The following is a 19,026-nucleotide window of genomic DNA, read 5'->3' as shown; positions in this document are numbered from 1 at the left end:
CTCCTTGCCTGGGGCGGCAGGTCCGGTCCGGTCTGACGGCTGGCTCGAGGGCGCTCGGCATATCGAATCGCCCAATTGTGATGAGCGCCCGGAGGGCGAGAGCGTGTCGCTGATCGTTGTCCATGCCATCAGCCTGCCACCGGCGCAGTTCGGTAGTGAGGATATCGTGCGCTTATTTACCAATCGACTCGACGCCGCTGCTCACCCCTACTTTGCGCAGATTAGTCATCTCCGCGTTTCGGCACATTTTCTCGTTCGCCGCGATGGCGAGTTGATCCAGTTTGTCTCCTGCCGGCAGCGTGCCTGGCATGCCGGCCTCTCTTCCTGGCAGGGGCGATCGCGGTGCAACGACTTTTCCTTGGGGATTGAACTGGAGGGTTGTGACGATCTGCCATTCATGGACCTGCAGTACCTCCGTCTTCTGCAACTGCTGCGGCGGCTCTGCATTCACTACCCGATCACGGCGCTTGTCGGGCACAGCGACATCTCTCCAGGTCGCAAGACCGATCCCGGCCCCTGCTTCGACTGGCAGCGCCTAGCTGCCATCGGGAATTTTCCCGGAACGTTGCCCCGAGCGCCATGGCGCATCGAGCAGGGACAGGTCAAGAGCAGATAGGGGGAAGGTCAACTCTCGACCCTCAGCCCAGAAAGCGACGGATTCTGTCAACCGCCTCGGCCAGACGTTCGAGCCTGGTCGTGTAAGCAAAGCGCAAATGCCTCTCCGGCGCATGTGTGCCGAAGTCGAGGCCGGGTGTGGCAGCAACACCGGCCGACTCGATCAGGTCGCGAGCGAAGCGATCGCTGTTGCTGGTCAGGGCGCTGCAATCGGCGTAGATATAGAAGGCACCTTCCGGTCTGGCCGTCAGTCGGAAACCGAGGTCTGCGAGCGCCGGCGCCAGGAAGTCGCGCCGGCGCCGAAACTCCGCGCGCCGTGCTTCGAGGATACTGATCGTCGTCGGTGCGAAAGCCGCGATTGCGGCGTGCTGCGCCGGTGTCGATGGCGAGATGTAGAGATTCTGTGCGAGCTTTTCGATGTCGCGGGCGAAGCGTTCGGGGACGACCAGCCAACCAAGACGCCAGCCGGTCATGTTGAAATATTTGGAAAAACTCTGGACGACAAAGATGTCTTCGCCGAACTGCAGTGCTGTCTGAGCGTCACCTGCATAGGTAAGGCCGTGGTAGATCTCATCGACGATCAATTGTCCCTGGCGCTGGCGAACGAATTCGGCCATCGCTGCCAGTTCTTCACCGCCCAGCATGGTACCGGTGGGGTTGGCCGGGGAAGCGAGCAGCGCTCCGGCTGAGCGTTCGTTCCAGTGCGCCTCGAGATGGGCCAGGGTGGGTTGAAAGTTGCTCGCCGGGCCGACCGGCATGCCGACCGGCACGCCTTCAAAGCAGCGGATGAAGTGACGGTTGCACGGATAACCGGGATCGCTGAGCAGCCACTCACTGCCCGCTTCGACCAGGCAGGCGAGGGTCAGCAGCAGGGCACCGGAAGCCCCCGCTGTGACTGCTATGCGTGTGGCGGGGATGTTGATGCCGTAGCGTGTCTGGTAGAAGTCGGCGATGGCGCGGCGCAACTCGGGGAGGCCAAGCGCGGGTGTATAAAACACGTGGCCGCTCTCGAGACTTGCTCGTGCTGCGGCGATGATCGGTTCCGGCGTTGGGAAGTCGGGTTCGCCGACTTCCATGTGGATGATGTCGCGACCTTCGGCTTCAAGTGCCCTGGCGCGTGCCATCAACTCCATGACATGAAAGGGGGCTATGTTGGCGAGGCGGCTGGCGGGAAAGGTCGGCATGGTTGGAATCGGTCTGGTGAAAGCCGGCAGTGTAACCACAAGACATGACGCTGGCCAAAAAAAGCCGCCCGGAGGCGGCCTCTTGATGTTCTCTGATGCTCAGGCTGCCTGGAATGCCTTCTCGAACTTGTCGCGGATGTCTACGAGCTGGGCAGGCATCTTGTCGCCCATCTTCGCGAACCAGTCCTTGACGCCTTCGAGTTCGCTCAGCCAGGCCTCTTTGTCGAGGCTGGTGACACCGGCGAACTCTTCTCTGGAGAATTCAGTACCGGACCAGTCGATGTCCTCGTAGTTGGGCATCGAGCCAAGGATGGTCTGTCTGGCGGCAGCCTTGCCTTCGCAGCGTTCGATGATCCACTTGAGGACGCGTGCGTTGTCCCCGAAGCCTGGCCAGGCAAACTCGCCCTTTTCGTTCATCCGGAACCAGTTGACCATGAAGATCGGCACGGGTGTGTCGGCTGCGCTGCCCATCTTTAGCCAGTGACTATAGTAGTCGGCCATGTGGTAGCCGCAGAACGGCAGCATGGCAAACGGGTCGCGACGAACGACGCCCTGCTGACCGAAGGCGGCTGCAGTCGTTTCAGAACCGAGCGTGGCGGCAGCGTAGACGCCGTGCTCCCAGTCCAGTGTCTGGCAGACCAGTGGCACCGTCGAGGCGCGCCGGCCACCGAACAGGAAAGCCGAAATGGGCACACCTTCGGTGCTTTCCCAGTTCTCGTCGATGCACGGGCATTGCGAAGCAGGGGCAGTGAAACGGGAGTTCGGATGTGCGGCCTTGGTGCCTTTCTCCTTGGCTATTTCCGGCGTCCAGTCGTTGCCCTGCCAGTCGATGGCGTGTGCTGGCGCCGGACCCATACCTTCCCACCAGACGTCGCCGTCGTCGGTCAGCGCGACGTTGGTGAAGATGGTGTTTTCGGCGAGCGAGGCCATGGCATTGAAGTTGGTCTTGTCGTTGGTGCCAGGCGCCACACCGAAGAATCCGGCTTCCGGGTTGATCGCGTACAGGCGGGTTTTTCCATCCTTGCCGACACGTGGCTTGATCCAGGCGATGTCGTCGCCGATGGTGGTGATCTTCCAGTCGCCGAGGCTCTTCGGCGGGACCAGCATGGCGAAGTTGGTCTTGCCGCAGGCCGACGGAAAAGCGGCGGCGACGTAGTGCTTGTCACCGCTGGGCGATTCAACGCCAAGAATCAGCATGTGTTCAGCCATCCAGCCATCGTCACGGGCCATGTTCGACGCGATGCGCAGAGCCAGGCATTTCTTGCCGAGCAGTGCGTTGCCGCCGTAGCCCGATCCGTACGACCAGATTTCGCGGGTTTCCGGATAGTGTACGATGTACTTGGTGGTCGGGTTGCATGGCCAGCGCGGATCGGTCTGGCCGGGCTCCTTGGGAGCGCCGATCGAGTGCACGCAGGGAACGAACTCGCCATCGGTACCGAGAACGGGGAACACCGCCTTGCCCATGCGCGTCATGATGCGCATGTTGACCACCACGTAGGCGCTGTCGCTGATCTCGATGCCGATCTGCGCGATCGGCGAGCCGATCGGACCCATCGAGAAGGGGATCACGTACATCGTGCGACCCTTCATGCAGCCCTTGAACAGGCCGCTGAGGATTCCACGCATCTTGGCCGGATCTTCCCAGTTATTGGTCGGGCCGGCGTTTTCCTTCTTCTCGGAACAGATGTAGGTACGATCCTCGACGCGCGCAACGTCGGATGGATCGGAAAATGCGAGGAAGGAGTTCTTGCGCTTCTTGAGCTTGGTGAAGGTGCCGGCAGCGACCAGCTCGGCGCAAAGCCGGTCGTATTCTTCCTCAGAACCGTCGGCCCAGACGACATTGGCCGGCTCGGTGAGGGCTGCAATCTCCGCAACCCATTGCTTCAGGCGTTCATGTTTGACGTAATCGGGGGCATTGATGGAAACAGTCTGGTTCATGGTAATTACTCTCGAAGGAAGGTAGAGAAGCAGAAGTTACCGTGGAGCGGCGCGGGCAGGGAAAAACGGCCGGAAGGCGGAATGGATTTCCGGCCCATTTGGGTGCGGCGCGTCGGTCGCGGCGGGTGAAAAACAAGCCTGGTGCAGGGCGGATAACAGCATGCTAGGCGTCTGTGCTACAAGTAGGTCGGAGTTTGTGTAATTATGCCACAGGTCCGAATTGATACTCGTCAGGAGAGTGAACGATGAACAAAGAAAAAGACCAGTTACGTATTGCCGCCCTGTTCTATCATCGCCATCCCAAGCCGGGCAAGGTATCGATACAGCCGACCAAACAATTGGCCAACCAGTACGATCTGTCGATGGCCTACTCTCCGGGGGTGGCTGCGGCCTGCGAAGAGATTGCTGCTTTACCGGGCGAAGCGAGCACGCTGACCTCGCGCGCCAACCTGGTCGGCGTCATCACCAATGGTACCGCGGTACTTGGCCTCGGAGCGATCGGCCCGCTGGCCGCCAAGCCGGTGATGGAAGGCAAGGCCGTGTTGTTCAAGAAGTTCGCCAATATCGACGTTTTTCGACCTGGAAATCGAGGAGCGCGATCCTGATCGCCTGGTGGAAATCATCGCTTCCCTGGAACCGACTTTTGGTGGCATCAACCTGGAAGACATCAAGGCGCCGGAGTGCTTCCATGTCGAGAAGAAACTGCGCGAAAGAATGAAGATTCCGGTCTTTCACGACGATCAGCACGGCACGGCAATCGTCGTCGGCGCGGCTATTCTCAATGGTCTGTTCCTGCAGGGCAAGGAACTGCATCAGGTCAAGCTGGTCACCTCGGGGGCCGGCGCCGCCGCACTCGCCTGCCTGGACTTGCTGGTGATGCTGGGCATTCCGGTCGAGAACATCTGGGTAACCGACATCAAGGGTCTGGTCTATGAGGGCCGCGTCGAGGACATGGACGAAATCAAGGGGCGTTATGCCAAGAGCACCGATGCACGCACGCTCGGGGAAGTCATCGAGGGTGCCGACGTCTTCCTCGGGCTGTCGGCTGGTGGTGTCCTCAAGCAGGAGATGGTGGCGAGGATGGCGCCGGCACCACTGATCATGGCATTGGCGAATCCCGATCCGGAAATTCGGCCCGAAGACGTGCAGGCGGTTCGCAACGATGCGATCATTGCGACTGGCCGTTCGGATTACCCGAACCAGGTCAACAACGTGTTGTGCTTTCCCTTCATTTTTCGCGGTGCTCTTGATGTCGGCGCGACCACCATTACCGAAGCGATGAAGCTCGCCGCAGTCCGGGCGATCTCTGAACTGGCGCGAGTCGAGCAATCGGAGGTTGCGGTCAAGGCATATGGCGAAAAGCACTCCAACTTTGGACCGGAGTATCTGATTCCGAATCCTTTCGATCCACGTCTGATTGGCAAGATTGCTCCGGCGGTTGCCGAGGCGGCCATGGCCTCCGGGGTGGCGAGCAGGCCCATCAAGGATCTCGAAGCCTATCGGGAAAGTCTGGACGAATTCGTCTATCACTTCGGCCTGATCATGAAACCGGTCTTCTCGCAGGCCAAGCAGGCACCCAGACGCATCGTTTTCGCTGAAGGGGAAGACGATCGCGTGCTGCGTGCCGTGCAGGTGATCGTTGACGAGGGAATCGCGAGGCCGATTTTGATCGGTGACTCGGACGACATCGCCCGCAAGCTCGAGGCGCTGAACCTGCGCGTGTCTCCGGGGGGTGACTTCGACGTCGTCAACGCCGACAACAACGAGTTTTTCGACGAGCACTTCGAACCTTACTGGCGGGAATACCGGCGTTTGATGGAGCGCAAAGGGGTTTCGGCCGAATTTGCCCGGCGCGAAGTACGGCGTCGCGCTTCGCTGTTCGGCGCGATGATGGTGCGCATGGGTGACGCAGACGGTCTCATCTGCGGCACTTTCGGCCGCCATGACGTGCATCGCGAGTATGTGGAGAATGTCATCGGACTGGCACCGGGGGTTCGCAACCTCTATGCGATGAGTCTGCTGGTGCTGCCGGATCGCACGCTGTTCATCGCCGATACCTACATCAGCTACGACCCGTCGGCGGAGCAGTTGGTGGACATGACGCTGCTGGCTGCCGACGAGGTTCGCCGCTTCGGCGTGACACCGCGTGTCGCACTGCTGTCGCACTCGTCCTTCGGCTCGGCGAACACGCCAACTGCGCTGAAGATGCGCGCAGCGCTTCAGCTATTGAAGGAACGCGCGCCGCGCCTCGAACTGGAGGGCGAGATGCACGGTGATGCGGCACTTGACGAGCACATCCGGCAGCGGGTATTCCCCAGCGATGCGCGTCTCAAGGGGACTGCCAACCTGCTGATCATGCCGACGCTAGATGCGGCCAATATTTCATTCAACCTGCTGAAGATTGCCTCTGGCGACAACCTGACGATTGGCCCGATCCTGCTCGGGGCTGCGCACCCGGTACATATCCTGACTTCGACGGCGACGGTTCGACGGATTGTCAACATGACCGCTTTGACCGTGGTCGACAAACTGATGAACGAGCGCTGAGTGCTGCTCCTCGAGTGGCAGCCGTCTCCGTTTTCGAGGTTGCTGCCGATCCGCCGGTGACGATCACGACGGCATCGGACTCTGCAAGCGGACCCCACTGAAGCACAATGGCGAACAGCAAAACTGCCCTGGTTCTCGGTGGCGGTGGCGCGCGGGCTGCTTATCAGGTGGGCGCTCTGCTGGCCATTCGCGAATTGCTTGGCAACCCTATCGAGAATCCCTTCCCGATTCTTTGCGGCACCTCGGCCGGTGCCGTCAACGCAGCCACCCTGGCGTGTTATGCCAACAACTTCAGCGCTGCCGTCGAAGCGCTGGCGGATGTCTGGCGCAACATGCACGCCGGGCAGATCTATCGCGCCGATCCTTTTGGCATGGGAATTGCCGGGGTCAGCTGGCTTAGTGCCCTGCTGCTGGGCTGGATGATCCGGCGCAGCCCGCGTTCGTTGCTGGACAATCGGCCGCTGCGCAAGCTTCTCGAACAGAGGCTGAATTTCGGCAACCTCGATCGTTGCCTCTCCAACGGCTCACTTTACGCTGTAAGCATTACCGCATCCGGTTACACGACGGGTCACGGCGTCAGTTTCTTTCAGGCGCATCCCGAGGTGGAGAGGTGGCGGCGCACGCATCGAGTCGGCTGTCGCGCACATCTCTCGGTTGAACATCTGATGGCATCGAGCGCGCTGCCTTTCATCTTTCCCGCGGTGTACCTCAATCGCGAATATTTTGGCGATGGGTCGATGCGCCAGCTGGCCCCGATCTCGCCCGCGATCCATCTTGGCGCAGAGAAGATCCTGATCATCGGCGTCGCACAATTGAACGACACGACGGGACGGCAGAGTTCCCGAAGCTATCCGACCCTGGCGCAGATTGCCGGGCATGCGCTGTCATCGATCTTTCTGGATAGTCTGGCGGTTGACGTGGAGCGTATGGAGCGAATCAATCAGACACTCTCGAAGATCCCCGAGGAGTTGCGGGCCAGCGGCGACATTGCTCTGCGCTCGGTGCAGTCCCTGATCATCACTCCATCCGAACGTATTGATTATCTTGCAGCACGCCACGCGGGTGCGCTGCCCCTGGCGGTGAGAACACTGCTGCGCGGCTTGGGGGCCATGAATCGGCGCGGCGGTGCCTTGACCAGCTACCTTCTCTTCGAAAAGCCCTACACCGGAGCATTGATCGATCTCGGCTACCAGGACACGATGGCGCGTCGAGAAGAGGTCAAAGCTTTTCTGGAAGAATCCTGAATGCGCCTGAAGTGGTTTATCATATCATTCGTCTATCCCGTTCTTTTTTCATGATCTATAGTGATCAGACAATGGGTTGCTGTAGAATCGTAAAATCAATTGAATCGTGCAGGAGGCTTGCGATGCGGATCAAATTAAGGGCAGCGTTGCTGCTGGGCGCAATGTTGGGAACGGCGATGCTGCCGATGGAAGCGGCCCATGCGATGGAGAAGGGCAAAGGCAAGGCTGAGTCACAGAAGAGCAAGGCCTCGCCGGTCGTACAGAAGGGCAAGAAGGAGGCGGTGGCCGAGAAGAGTATGGTCAAGCCGGTTGCCCAGAAGGCCAAGGTCGAGCCCCTGGCACGGACGAGTTCCACCAAGTCTTCGACGAACAAGAACAAGGTTGAGCCAACAGCCGCCAAGAGTGTGCCAGGTCGGCACGCAATGGCTGCACCCGTGGACCGGAAAGACAAGGCAGTGGTTCGGGTAGCAAAGGCCGAGTCCGTACACTCCGTACGCTCCGCTCGCGTCTCGCAGATCAGCAAGTACGCCCCGCTGGAGACAAGCGGTGGCTTGACGCATGCGGTTCAGAAAAGGAATCTGACCAGAGTTCTCGCCGGTAATGTCGATTTCTGGCAGGATCCGGGACGTCTGGCCGTGCAATCGGGCTCGGCACTGGTGATCGCCCAGGACAGTGGTGAGCCCCTGTACGAAAAAAAATGCCAACGCCATTGTGCCGATTGCGTCGATTACCAAGCTGATGACAGCGATGGTCGTGCTCGACAGCATGCCCAATCTACAGTCGCCGATCACGATCAGCGATGAGGATGTCGACTACCTGCGCGGCAGCCGTTCGCGCCTCGGGGTAGGCACGGTGATCTCGCGCGAGACGGCCCTGCTGCTGGCTCTGATGTCTTCCGAGAACCGTGCAGCCAATGCCCTTGGACGTCATTACCCTGGCGGCTTGCCGGCTTTCGTGGCGGCGATGAATCGCAAGGCGGCGTCGCTCGGGATGAGCAGTTCGCATTTTGAGGATCCCACCGGGCTCAACAGCAACAACGTCTCCACGGCGCACGATCTGGCACGGATGGTTGCGGCTGCACATCATTACCCCCTGATTCGCGAGTTCTCGACGACTCCCGGTGTGCGGGCTGAAGTCAAGGGCCGCGAGCTCGACTTCCACAATACCAATCAGTTGGTCAGCAGCCCGACCTGGGAGATCGGCTTGTCGAAGACTGGCTACATTCAGGAAGCCGGTAAATGTCTGGTGATGCAGGCGCGTGTTGCAGACAAACCGGTCGTGATCGTGCTGCTGGACTCAGCCGGCAAGCAAACCCGCATTGGTGACGCCAATCGCATCAAGCGCTGGATGGAAAGTGCATCAGCAACGGGTAGGCTGCCGACACGCGTTTGATCCGGTTCTAGGGATGACCAGCCACGCTGCGCCGTGGCTTTTTTTATTGTCGGTTTCCATGCGCTATATTTCTAATAAGTATAAATAAATAATCACTGATGCTATACAGTTCTAACAGCCTTGGCTATAGTGATCACACTTTCCGGCATTTGATGGAGTAGCGTATGTTTCGAGTGATTCGCCAATTGTTCCTGACCCTTGTGCTCACTTTGTCTGCCTCCTTGGTTCTGGCCGAAGGCAGCAGCCTGCTCAACGTCTCGTATGACGTTGCCCGTGATTTTTACAAAGACTACAACCCGATGTTCCAGAAACACTGGAAAGCGCTTTCCGGTGAGTCGATCGAGTTGAAACAGTCGCACGCGGGATCGAGCAAGCAGGTGCGGGCCGTCGCCGACGGCCTGGAAGCCGACGTGGTGACCATGAATCAGGCGTCCGATGTCGACTTTCTCGCCGAGAAAGGTTTGGTGGCCAGGGACTACGCGAAGAAATTTCCGAACAATGCGTCACCCTACACGTCGACGATGGTGTTCATCGTTCGCAAGGGTAACCCGAAAGGCTTGAAGGATTGGGGTGATCTCGTCAAACCGGGAGTCCAGGTGATCCTGCCGCATCCCAAGAATACCGGCAATGGCCGTTACACCTATCTTGCCGCGTGGGGCTACGCACTCACTCAGGCCGGTGCTAACGACCGGGCCGCGCAGGATTTCGTTGGCCGGCTGCTGAAGAACGCCCCCTTGTTCGCCGCCGGAGGGCGTGATGCAACCACCACTTTCATGCAGCGGAAGATCGGTGATGTGCTGATATCCTTCGAGAGTGAGGCCGAACTGATTGCCCGTGAGTTTGGCAAGGGCGAATTCGAAGTGGTCTACCCTTCGTTGTCGATCCTCACCGAATTTCCCGTTGCCATCATTGACAAGGTGGTCGACAAGAAAGGTACGCGCAAGGCGGCGCAGGCTTATCTGGATTTCCTATGGTCGCCGGTAGGCCAGGAAAACGCCGCTCAGAACTATTTGCGGCCGCGAAACCAGGAGATACTGAAAAAATATGCGGCACAGTTTCCCCCGATAAAGACTTTCAGCGTCGACGAGGTTTTCGGCGGCTGGGCCAAGGCTTATCCGACGCACTTCAGGGATGGCGGGACTTTCGACCAGATCTATCAGCAGAAGTAGGCGCTCTGCCGTGGCTGCCAGGTCATCATCCCGTTTGATGTCGGCTTCCCGCCGACAGATCCTGCCCGGTTTCGGACTGTCGCTGGCTTGTACCCTGGCTTATCTGTCGCTGCTGATCCTGCTGCCGCTTTCCGGTCTGGCGTTCCGGGCCAGTCACCTGAGCCCGGCCGAGTTCTGGGCGATCGCCACTGGCGAACGCGCACTGGCTTCGTATCGCGTGACCTTCGGTGCATCTTTGCTGGCTGCGACGGTCAACGCCTTCTTTGGTCTGATCGTCGCCTGGATTCTCGTGCGCTACTCGTTTCCAGGCAAGCGTGCCATTGATGCCCTGGTCGATCTGCCCTTTGCCTTGCCGACGGCGGTGGCCGGAATTACTCTGGCCACCCTCTATGCGGACAATGGCTGGATTGGCCGATACCTTGAGCCGTTAGGCGTCAAGGTGGCGTTCACGCCGTTTGGCATCGTCGTTGCCCTGACTTTCATTGGCCTGCCTTTTGTCGTTCGCACGCTACAACCGGTGATCGAGGATATCGAGCCGGAGGTCGAGGAGGCTGCCGCATCACTTGGTGCTTCGCGCTGGCAGACCTTGATCCGTGTCCTCTTTCCGGCGATTTTCCCCGCGCTACTCACCGGCTTCACGCTGGCCTTTTCACGTTCGGTCGGAGAGTACGGATCGGTCATTTTCATTGCCGGCAACATGCCCCTGATCTCGGAAATCACGCCCTTGCTGATCATCTCCAAGCTTGAACAGTATGATGTCGTTGGCGCAACCGCCTTGGCGATGGTCATGCTGGTCATTTCCTTTGTGATGCTGCTCGCCGTAAACGCCTTGCAGTGGTGGGCGGCGAATCGGCACAGTGAGTGTTCGCCAAGCATGGGAGCGCGCCGGTGAGCGGGCACTTGCGGCGGGTGAACGCCGAGCCACGCTGGTTACGTGCTCTGCTGCTGGGTGTCGGGCTCGGATTCCTCTTCTTCTTTCTCGCCCTGCCTTTGCTGGCGGTTTTTGTAGAGGCTTTTGCCGCAGGTTGGACAGCATACGCCGGCGCCTTGAACGATCCCGAAACCCGTTCTGCGATTGGCTTGACACTCTTTGTCGCACTCTTCGTGCTACCGTTCAACATCGTTTTTGGTGTCGCTGCGGCATGGGCGATCGCCAAGTTCGATTTCCGGGGCAAGAGTCTGCTGATTACCTTGATCGATCTGCCGTTCGCCGTATCGCCGGTAGTCGTGGGTCTGGTCTTTCTGCTGATCTTCGGTGCCCAGGGGCTTTTCGGGCCATGGCTGTCGGCACATGACATCAAGGTGGTATTTGCGCTGCCAGGGATCATCATTGTCACCCTGTTCATTACCTCGCCGTTCGTCGCCCGCGAGTTGATCCCGCTGATGCAGTCGCAAGGGAAGGAAGAAGAGGAGGCTGCCCTCTCGCTCGGTGCCGGTGCCTGGCAGATGTTCCGCCGCGTGACGCTGCCGAATATCAAGTGGGGTCTGCTGTACGGCGTGATCCTTGCCAACGCTCGGGCGATGGGCGAATTCGGTGCGGTATCGGTGGTTTCCGGGCATATTCGTGGCGAGACCAATACCCTGCCGTTACATGTGGAAATTCTGTACAACGAGTACAACGCGGTAGGCGCTTTTGCGTCGGCATCGGTGCTGGCCTTGCTGGCGCTGGTGACATTGCTTGCCAAGACCATCGTTGAATGGCGAATGCGCCGCGAAAACAGCATGCTGTCGGCGGACTTGCCGGCAGAAAAGACCTGAGACCTGAGACAGGGGCCGCAGCTTGCTCCTGATTTTTCCATCTCGCTTGTACGCGAGCCCTGCAAGAACCTTTTCTGAACTGTCCTGATGAGCATCGAAATACGCGCGATCGGCAAACGCTTCGGCAACTTTGTGGCACTGGAAGACATCAACCTGCACATTCCGACGGGCGAACTCGTCGCCTTGCTCGGTCCGTCAGGCTGCGGCAAGACCACGCTGCTGCGCATCATCGCCGGCATGGAGACCGCCGACGTTGGGCAGGTGCTGTTCGCTGGCGAGGAAACGGCACATGTGCATGCACGCGATCGCAAGGTCGGCTTTGTGTTCCAGCACTACGCCTTGTTCCGGCACATGTCGGTGTTCGAAAACGTCGCTTTCGGTCTGCGCGTCAAAGCGAGAAAAGTGCGTCCGGCAGAGGCCGAGATCCATAGCCGGGTCATGGCATTACTCAAGCTTGTGCAGCTCGACTGGCTGGCCGATCGCTATCCATCGCAACTTTCAGGCGGTCAGCGTCAGCGTATCGCTCTGGCACGTGCGCTCGCCGTTGAACCGAGGGTGCTGCTGCTCGATGAACCCTTCGGTGCATTGGATACCCAGGTGCGCAAGGAACTGCGGCGTTGGCTGCGGCGCCTGCACGATGAAATGCAGATTTCCAGCGTCTTCGTGACGCACGATCAGGAAGAGGCGCTGGAGGTTGCTGACCGCGTGGTGGTCATGAAGCAGGGGCGGATCGAGCAGATCGGCTCTCCCGACGAGGTGTATTCGAGTCCGGCAACACCTTTCGTCTATCAGTTCCTTGGCAATGTCAACGTCTTTCACAGCCGTGTCCATGGTGCCTGGGCGGAGGTCGCTGCGGAGCGTCGCGAAGACGTGCCGGAAAGCGCTGTTACGGCCTTTGTCCGACCGCACGATATCGAAATCGAACACCACCCGCTGACCGGTGGCCTGGAGGCAACGGTACAAGAAGTGCATGCCATCGGGCCATGGGTGCGTGTCGAGCTGGCGCATGCTTCGGAATTGATCGAGGTTGAGTTGACTCGCGAGCGGGCCACGATATTGGCGCTCGCCAAAGGACAGCAAGTATGGCTCAAGCCTCGTCAGATCAGGGTTTTTGCCGCACCAGGAAAGACCATGGAAGAGGGTGGATCGGGAATCTAGTTGAATCAGCCGTAGTGGTTTATCGGCTGAGCGCAGGAGCAAAGACTCTGTCGACCGATGCTGGCCGAGTCGGCGGAGGGCTTTGTCTGGTAGCATGTGTCTTGATGAATAAAATTATTCCCATTAAATTCGTGACTTTGTTGTGGCGATCGCTATTGCTCTACCTGCTGGCGAACGTGCTGCTTGCCGCTGTGGCGCATGCCCAGACGCCGGAGCTGGCGATGGTTGCGATCGCCTACCCGGCGACCAGCGAAGAGACCATTCCGCGAGCTTCCCTGCGCGCCATCTTTGGCATGCGCCTGCAGAATTGGCCCACCGACACCCCGGTCAAGGTATTCGTTCTCAGGGATGAAGCGCCCGAACATGCCACCTTCAGCAAGACCGTGCTGCAGGTGTTTCCCCAGCAATTGCGAATGGCCTGGGATCGACAGGTGTTTTCCGGGCAGGGCCAATACCCCGAGCAGGTCGCTTCAACGCAGGAAATGATATCCAGAGTGGCATCCACGCCGGGGGCGATTGGTTACGTCAAGGCGAGCGAGGTTAATACGAATGTGCGTGTTCTCAAGATTCGCTAGGGCCGCGTCTTGCGTCGCGCTGATTGGCGTGTGCTTGCTGTGGACCGCAGCGGTGCGTGCACTGGACCTGCTGGGCGGTGATTTCCAGTTGCACGGTTTTGCGTCCTTGACACTGGTGAACACCACCGACAACAATTTTTTCGGGCGCAGCGACGACCGGGTAAGCCGGGATTTCACAGAAGTGGGTGCGAATGCGTCATGGCGCCTGACTTCCGATGTGCAACTGGCAGCCGAACTGCTCTCACATCGGGCGGGAGGCACCGATGATGGTGGCGTGCGGCTCGATTATGGGCTGATCGACTGGACGCCGCTGTCGAGAGAAGATGGACGCGCCGGGATTCGCCTGGGACGGATCAAAACCGCTTATGGTTTGTACAACAAGACCCGCGACGTGCCGTTCACACGCCCCAGCATCATTCTGCCCCAATCGATCTATTTCGAAAGAACACGTAATCTGACTGTGTCAGCCGACGGGGGCGAGATCTACGCAGAGCGCTATGGCGATGCCGGAAGTCTGTTCGCCAGTTTCGCTTACGGCCAGCCGCAGACCGATACGGATGCTGCCAAAGTGGCTCTGGTCGGCTTGCAACGGCCCGGCAGTCTCGATTCCAGTCTCGCGCCGGATTTCCAGGTCTTCTACGAGGGCTCTGGCGGGATGTATCGTCTGGGCTTGACCGCCACTCGTCTCGACCTGCGCTACAAGCCGGGCTTTGGCGACCGACTGCTGGCCGGGAGATTCAAGCTGACGCCACTGATTCTGTCTGCCCAGTTCAACGCCGAGAACTGGAGCCTGACCAGCGAATACGCTTTCCGCCGAACTTCGGTTTCGGACTTTGGTCGGTTTTTTTACAATGGCACTGCCGATGGACGCAGCTATTATCTGCAAGGCAGCTACCGCTTGGCACCACGCTGGGAGGCCTTGCTGCGTTACGACGCCTATTACGCCGACAACCAGGATCGTGACGGCAAGGGATTTGCTGCCGCCACCGGCATGCCGGGTTTTACCCGCTTTGCCAAGGACTGGACGGCTGGGCTTCGTTTCGACGTCACCCCACAGTTCATGTTGCGCGCCGAAGTGCATCGGGTTGACGGTACGGGTTTTCTGGCGGTGCAGGACAACCCGAGCGTGCAGGCTTTGCGTCGCTACTGGGACAACTTCATGCTGCAAGCTTCCTTCCGCTTTTAATCGCCGCCAATGTCGGATAGTCCATCTGCGTCGAAAGCGCGCAGCGGTTCGAGATTCCTTAGCCTCAGGTGGAAGGTCCTGCTGACCCTGGGTGCGGTGATGCTGTCGGTCAACGGGGCCTTGTCCTGGCTACATTTTCACGATCTGACGACGCGCTTCGAAACGCAGCGTGCAGAGACCCGCAAGCGTCTCGTTCTGCAGGCCTTCGCTTTGCGCGATGACTTCGGGCAGCGCCTGCAGGGGCTCGCGGGTGTGCTGGCTGCTCTCGATTCTGTCGGCGTGAGCCGGTTCCAGACGCCGTCCGGGAATGAACTGCTGCGAAATCACCTCGACAGTTACTGGGCGGCCCTGCAACTCGGCCTGGGTATCGACTCGCTGCAGGTCTATGCGAAGACCGGTTTGCCACTGGCTACCTGGCCCAGCAATGTGCTGGCCGATCCGGATCACGATGCAGAGGTGCGCGCCGTTATCAAGAGTGAGCAAGCCATGCACTGGACGCGCTGCCGGCAGGTGTGTACCGAGTTTGCGGCGGCACCGATTCTGTCGGCTGGTCGGGTGGCCGGGGCGGTGGTCCTGGGCAGTTCGCCGGCTGAGGTGGTTAACTCCTTTCCAAGTGTGTCTGGTGGTGCTGATCTCGGGGTTCTCATCCCGACCTCGCCTGCGGCCGGGCTTGCGGTAGACGAGGCCTTCCTGCCACAGGTGGGCTTGCGGGTGATCGAGTTGAGCAGCAAGGGAAAATATCGGGAGTTGCTGCATCAACTCAGGTCGATTCCCCCGATCCTTCACACACGTGGCCATGCCTACCTCTCGCTGCCTTACGACGACAAGCAGTTCGAACTGTCGTTTCTGGCTCTGGATGCTCCCAGGGGCGAGCAGTTGCCGGCGATGATGGTGGTCATCGACGATCTGACCGATGCCCTGGCCGACATTCGCCAATCGGTCTTGAGCCGCTTGCAGGGCGAGTTGCTGGCCTCGCTGCTGTCGCTGCTGTTGCTGGCGCTGCTGGTACACGCACCCCTGCAACGCATGACCCGGGCCGTGCTGGCGATACCCCTGCTCGGCCGCCGGGCCTTTGCCGAAGCGCGTGCACGTATTGCGCCACGCGCACGGCGTTTGCTCGATGATGAAATCGATAGCCTGGATGAGGCTGCGATCGCCCTGTCGTATCGCCTGGAGACGCTGGAGAAGGAGGTGGCTGCGCATTCTGCAGCGACCCAGAGAATGTTGCAGCGGATATCGGTCGAGCGCGATTTCAACAAGAGCCTCTTAGATACCGCGCAGGTCATCATCCTGACGCAGTCCGCCGACGGTCGAATCCGCACGCTCAATCGATACGGGCGCATGTTGTTCGACTGGGGGGAGGAAGAACTCCTCGGCAAGCGTTTTTTCGAGTTGCTCGGCCAGGCCGGATCATCGTCGGTATCGACTGTTCAGCAGGCTTTCCTCGAAATCGCCGCTGGGCATCGTCGGCACGTGCAGATGGAGTCGATTCTGCTGGGCATGAGCGGCCAGTCGTACGAAATCACCTGGAGCCATTCCCGCCTGTCCGGCCATGCTGGCGATGCGATGATGATCCTGTCGGTCGGGGTAGACCACACCGAACGCAAGCGCGCCGAGTCGCATGTCACTTATCTGGCAGAACACGACCCCCTGACAGGCCTGGTCAATCGGCAGCATTTTCAGAACGAGCTCGATCGAACCCTGATCAGCGCGCGACGTTCGGGGCATGATGGGGCCTTGCTGTATCTCGACCTGGACGAGTTCAGATACGTCAATGACGTGAGCGGCCATCAGGCGGGAGACGCCCTGTTACGCATCGTCGCCGACCAGGTCGGTAACCTGGCACGTGCCAGCGATCTGCTGGGGAGGCTGGGCGGTGACGAACTGGGGCTCCTGCTGCATGAGTGCGACCACGACGGCGCCATCCAGGTGGCCGAGAAAATCAACAAACGCCTTGCCGAAATCAAGTTTCCCGAACTGGGAGCGAACCATCGGGTTTCCGCCAGCATCGGGATCGTGGTTTTTTCCGAGGCCAAGATGGACGTCAAGGAACTGCTTGCCAATGCCGACATCGCCATGTATCAGGCCAAGGCCAAGGGCGGGGGAGGCTGGCATCTCTACTCCGAGGGTGAAGGTGAGCAGGAGAAGATACAAGAGCGTCTGCACTGGAAAGAGATGATCAACCGGTCTCTGGTGGATGGGGGATTTGTCGTCCATTACCAGCCGATTCAGGATATCCGTGCGCGGCAAGTCAGTCACTACGAGGCGCTGGTGCGCATGCGGGACGCCGACCGGTCGCTGATTCCACCTGGTGCGTTCATGGAAGTCGCCGAAAACAGCGGTTTGATACGCGAGATCGATCGCTACGTGATCCATCAGGTGTTTGGCAAGATGTTGGCCTTGTTTGCCGTCGGGAGATACTACAAGTTCTCGATCAACCTGTCGGGCGTCAGCATCAACGATGTCAGACTATTGTCCTTCATCCGCGACGAGCTTTCCCGCAACCCGCTGCTGCCCAGCCATGTCGTCTTTGAAATTACCGAAACGGCTGCCGTGTCGGATTTTTCTGCTGCCCGCGCGTTCATGGAAGCTGTGCGCGAACTCGGTTGTTCGTTTTCGCTCGACGATTTTGGCGTAGGTTTTTCTTCTTTCAATTATATCAAGCAATTGCCTGTTGATTATGTCAAGATCGACGGATCGTTTGTGCGCACGCTGGTTGACAGTCCGGACGACCAGGTCTTTGTACGGGCACTGACCGAGGTGGCAAGAGGATTCGGCAAGAAGACCGTCGCCGAGTTCGTTGAAGACGAACGCGCCTTGAACATGTTGCGCAGTTTTGGTGTGGACTACGCGCAAGGGTATTTCATCGGCAAGCCGGGGCCGGATGTGCTCTGAATGCGCAGGCTCGCGCGGGGGTATGTGGTGTCAATGATATAATCCTTGTCTTTCCTGCCATTTGCCTTGCCTACCGACCTCCAAGAATGCCGCTGTTTACGCTTGGTATCAACCACCACACAGCACCTCTGTCGGTACGTGAGCAGGTGGCCTTTCATGCGGAAAGGGTGCACCAGGCGCTGACCGACCTGACGCGCTGCAAATCGGTTCAAGAGGCGGCGATTCTCTCCACCTGTAATCGCACTGAAGTGTACTTCGCTACCGATGTGCCTGAGGCGGCAAGCCAGTGGTTTGCCGACTATCATTGTCTTGCACACCACGAGATTGAGCCATACCTCTACACCTATCCCGAACGTGATGCCGTTCGCCATGCTTTCCGGGTGGCCAGCGGACTCGATTCGATGGTTCTTGGTGAGCCTCAGATTCTCGGCCAGATGAAGGAAGCAGTACGTGTGGCGGAGGAAGCCGGCACCCTCGGTACCACCTTGCACAAGCTGTTCCAGCATTCGTTTGCCGTCGCCAAGGAGGTACGTTCGACGACGGCGATCGGGGTCAACGTCGTTTCCATGGCCGCCGCCGCGGTGCGCCTGGCCGAGCGCATCTTCGAGCGGATCGCAGATCAGCGGCTCCTGTTGATTGGCGCCGGCGAGATGATCGAACTGTGCGCCAGGCATTTCGCGGAACAACGGCCGAAACAGGTGCTTGTTGCCAACCGAACGGTTGAGCGTGGACGGGCGCTTGCGGATCGTTTTGGCGGAACGGCGATCCGCCTCGAAGAGCTTGGCGAGCGATTGTCGCAGTTCGATATCATCGTCTCCTGTACGGCCAGTCCGCTGCCGATCATTGGTCTGGGCATGGTCGAGCGTGCCATCAAGATGCGCCGTCACCGCCCGATGTTCATGGTCGATCTCGCTGTCCCGCGTGATATCGAGATCGAGGTGGGCGATATGGACGATGTCTTCCTGTATACGGTTGATGATCTCGCTCAATTGGTCGCTTCGGGGCTCGAGTCGCGTCAGGCAGCAGTCGTTGACGCGGAAGCAATCATTGCCGAGCGTGTCGATGGATTCCTGCGCTGGCTGGCAACGCGTGGTACAGTGCCGGTCATTCGCGCGCTGCGCGATGCGGCTGAACGATCGCGTCGGCACGAGATGGAACATGCACTCAAGTTGTTGGCCAGAGGGGACGACCCGGCGCGTGTGCTCGAGCAGTTTTCACTCCGTTTGACCAACAAGTTCCTGCATGCACCAACACAGGCGCTGAGTCAGGCCAGCGGAGGCCGGGATGACTTGCCATCCCTGGCGGCACAGCTTTTCCACCTGCATGTGGAATCCCACCTCGGCGAATAACGGTGCGCATGTGCCA

The 19,026-nt window shown here is 59.5% G+C and carries 14 protein-coding genes and 1 pseudogene; 13 read left to right on the top strand and 2 right to left on the bottom strand.

All coding sequences use genetic code 11. The annotated features are described in order from the left end of the window. Positions 1-4 precede the first annotated feature (4 nt). Positions 5-616 carry a 1,6-anhydro-N-acetylmuramyl-L-alanine amidase AmpD gene (gene ampD / locus E4Q08_RS01210; protein ID WP_169069085.1) on the top strand — a complete coding sequence of 204 codons (612 nt, stop codon included), beginning with the start codon at positions 5-7 and terminating at the stop codon, positions 614-616. A 22-nt stretch (positions 617-638) separates the two neighbouring features. On the opposite strand, the gene E4Q08_RS01205 is transcribed toward ampD, so the two are convergent. Together E4Q08_RS01205 and E4Q08_RS01200 are read right to left on the bottom strand one after the other, a co-directional pair. Next, a complete protein-coding gene (locus E4Q08_RS01205; RefSeq protein ID WP_169069049.1) occupies positions 639-1,799 on the bottom strand; it encodes a pyridoxal phosphate-dependent aminotransferase in 1,161 nt (386 codons plus the stop codon). A 99-nt stretch (positions 1,800-1,898) separates the two neighbouring features. Further along, positions 1,899-3,737 carry a phosphoenolpyruvate carboxykinase (GTP) gene (locus E4Q08_RS01200; protein WP_169069048.1) on the bottom strand — a complete coding sequence of 613 codons (1,839 nt, stop codon included), beginning with the start codon at positions 3,735-3,737 and terminating at the stop codon, positions 1,899-1,901. Positions 3,738-3,982: 245 nt separating this feature from the next. On the opposite strand from E4Q08_RS01200, the pseudogene E4Q08_RS01195 reads away from it, so the two are divergent. The 12 genes and pseudogenes from E4Q08_RS01195 (at position 3,983) to hemA (ending at position 19,010) form a co-directional block, all read left to right on the top strand. After that, positions 3,983-6,284, top strand: a pseudogene (locus tag E4Q08_RS01195) (NADP-dependent malic enzyme). A 107-nt stretch (positions 6,285-6,391) separates the two neighbouring features. Next, entirely contained in the window at positions 6,392-7,528 is a 1,137-nt protein-coding gene (locus tag E4Q08_RS01190) for a patatin-like phospholipase family protein (protein WP_169069047.1), read from the top strand. A gap of 176 nt (positions 7,529-7,704) precedes the next feature. Further along, positions 7,705-8,331: a hypothetical protein gene (locus E4Q08_RS25955; RefSeq protein WP_372703480.1), complete on the top strand. Its 627-nt coding sequence runs from the start codon at positions 7,705-7,707 to the stop codon at positions 8,329-8,331. Then, on the top strand, positions 8,267-8,920 hold the full coding sequence (locus tag E4Q08_RS25950; RefSeq protein WP_372703479.1) for a serine hydrolase family protein: 654 nt from the start codon (positions 8,267-8,269) through the stop codon (positions 8,918-8,920). Before E4Q08_RS25955 ends, E4Q08_RS25950 begins: the two co-directional genes overlap by 65 nt. Positions 8,921-9,084: 164 nt before the next feature. Continuing rightward, the gene (locus E4Q08_RS01180) at positions 9,085-10,089 is read left to right on the top strand and encodes a sulfate ABC transporter substrate-binding protein (RefSeq protein ID WP_169069046.1); all 1,005 of its coding nucleotides are present in this window, start codon (positions 9,085-9,087) and stop codon (positions 10,087-10,089) included. Positions 10,090-10,126: 37 nt separating this feature from the next. Beyond that, the gene (gene cysT / locus E4Q08_RS01175; protein ID WP_034914883.1) at positions 10,127-10,981 is read left to right on the top strand and encodes a sulfate ABC transporter permease subunit CysT; all 855 of its coding nucleotides are present in this window, start codon (positions 10,127-10,129) and stop codon (positions 10,979-10,981) included. After that, positions 10,978-11,847, top strand: a complete 870-nt coding sequence (gene cysW, locus E4Q08_RS01170; RefSeq protein WP_308240024.1) for a sulfate ABC transporter permease subunit CysW — start codon at positions 10,978-10,980, stop codon at positions 11,845-11,847. Before cysT ends, cysW begins: the two co-directional genes overlap by 4 nt. An 87-nt stretch (positions 11,848-11,934) precedes the next feature. After that, entirely contained in the window at positions 11,935-13,005 is a 1,071-nt protein-coding gene (locus E4Q08_RS01165) for a sulfate/molybdate ABC transporter ATP-binding protein (RefSeq protein ID WP_169069045.1), read from the top strand. 104 nt (positions 13,006-13,109) lie between these two features. Then, on the top strand, positions 13,110-13,580 hold the full coding sequence (locus E4Q08_RS01160; RefSeq protein WP_169069044.1) for a substrate-binding domain-containing protein: 471 nt from the start codon (positions 13,110-13,112) through the stop codon (positions 13,578-13,580). A gap of 34 nt (positions 13,581-13,614) precedes the next feature. Continuing rightward, on the top strand, positions 13,615-14,766 hold the full coding sequence (locus tag E4Q08_RS01155; RefSeq protein WP_248594617.1) for a TonB-dependent receptor: 1,152 nt from the start codon (positions 13,615-13,617) through the stop codon (positions 14,764-14,766). Between the two features lie 99 nt (positions 14,767-14,865). Then, on the top strand, positions 14,866-17,661 hold the full coding sequence (locus E4Q08_RS01150) for a bifunctional diguanylate cyclase/phosphodiesterase (RefSeq protein WP_169069043.1): 2,796 nt from the start codon (positions 14,866-14,868) through the stop codon (positions 17,659-17,661). An 86-nt stretch (positions 17,662-17,747) separates the two neighbouring features. After that, complete coding sequence (gene hemA, locus E4Q08_RS01145) at positions 17,748-19,010, top strand: glutamyl-tRNA reductase (RefSeq protein WP_034914453.1); 1,263 nt, start codon at positions 17,748-17,750, stop codon at positions 19,008-19,010. Positions 19,011-19,026 lie beyond the last annotated feature (16 nt).

The sequence above is a fragment of the Candidatus Accumulibacter contiguus genome, assembly GCF_012940005.1.
Lineage (GTDB): Bacteria > Pseudomonadota > Gammaproteobacteria > Burkholderiales > Rhodocyclaceae > Accumulibacter > Accumulibacter contiguus.
This window is presented reverse-complemented; position numbering and strand designations above follow the sequence as displayed.

Excerpts from the sequence above, each read along its gene's own strand:
- E4Q08_RS01165 (WP_169069045.1), top strand. The coding sequence starts at position 11,935 with ATGAGCATCGAAATACGCGCGATCGGCAAACGCTTCGGCAACTTTGTG.
- E4Q08_RS25950 (WP_372703479.1), top strand. The coding sequence starts at position 8,267 with ATGACAGCGATGGTCGTGCTCGACAGCATGCCCAATCTACAGTCGCCG.
- E4Q08_RS25955 (WP_372703480.1), top strand. The coding sequence starts at position 7,705 with ATGCTGCCGATGGAAGCGGCCCATGCGATGGAGAAGGGCAAAGGCAAG.
- E4Q08_RS01180 (WP_169069046.1), top strand. The coding sequence starts at position 9,085 with ATGTTTCGAGTGATTCGCCAATTGTTCCTGACCCTTGTGCTCACTTTG.
- E4Q08_RS01150 (WP_169069043.1), top strand. The coding sequence starts at position 14,866 with ATGCTGTCGGTCAACGGGGCCTTGTCCTGGCTACATTTTCACGATCTG.
- cysT (WP_034914883.1), top strand. The coding sequence starts at position 10,127 with ATGTCGGCTTCCCGCCGACAGATCCTGCCCGGTTTCGGACTGTCGCTG.
- E4Q08_RS01200 (WP_169069048.1), bottom strand. The coding sequence starts at position 3,737 with ATGAACCAGACTGTTTCCATCAATGCCCCCGATTACGTCAAACATGAA.
- E4Q08_RS01160 (WP_169069044.1), top strand. The coding sequence starts at position 13,110 with ATGAATAAAATTATTCCCATTAAATTCGTGACTTTGTTGTGGCGATCG.
- hemA (WP_034914453.1), top strand. The coding sequence starts at position 17,748 with ATGCCGCTGTTTACGCTTGGTATCAACCACCACACAGCACCTCTGTCG.
- E4Q08_RS01205 (WP_169069049.1), bottom strand. The coding sequence starts at position 1,799 with ATGCCGACCTTTCCCGCCAGCCGCCTCGCCAACATAGCCCCCTTTCAT.
- E4Q08_RS01190 (WP_169069047.1), top strand. The coding sequence starts at position 6,392 with ATGGCGAACAGCAAAACTGCCCTGGTTCTCGGTGGCGGTGGCGCGCGG.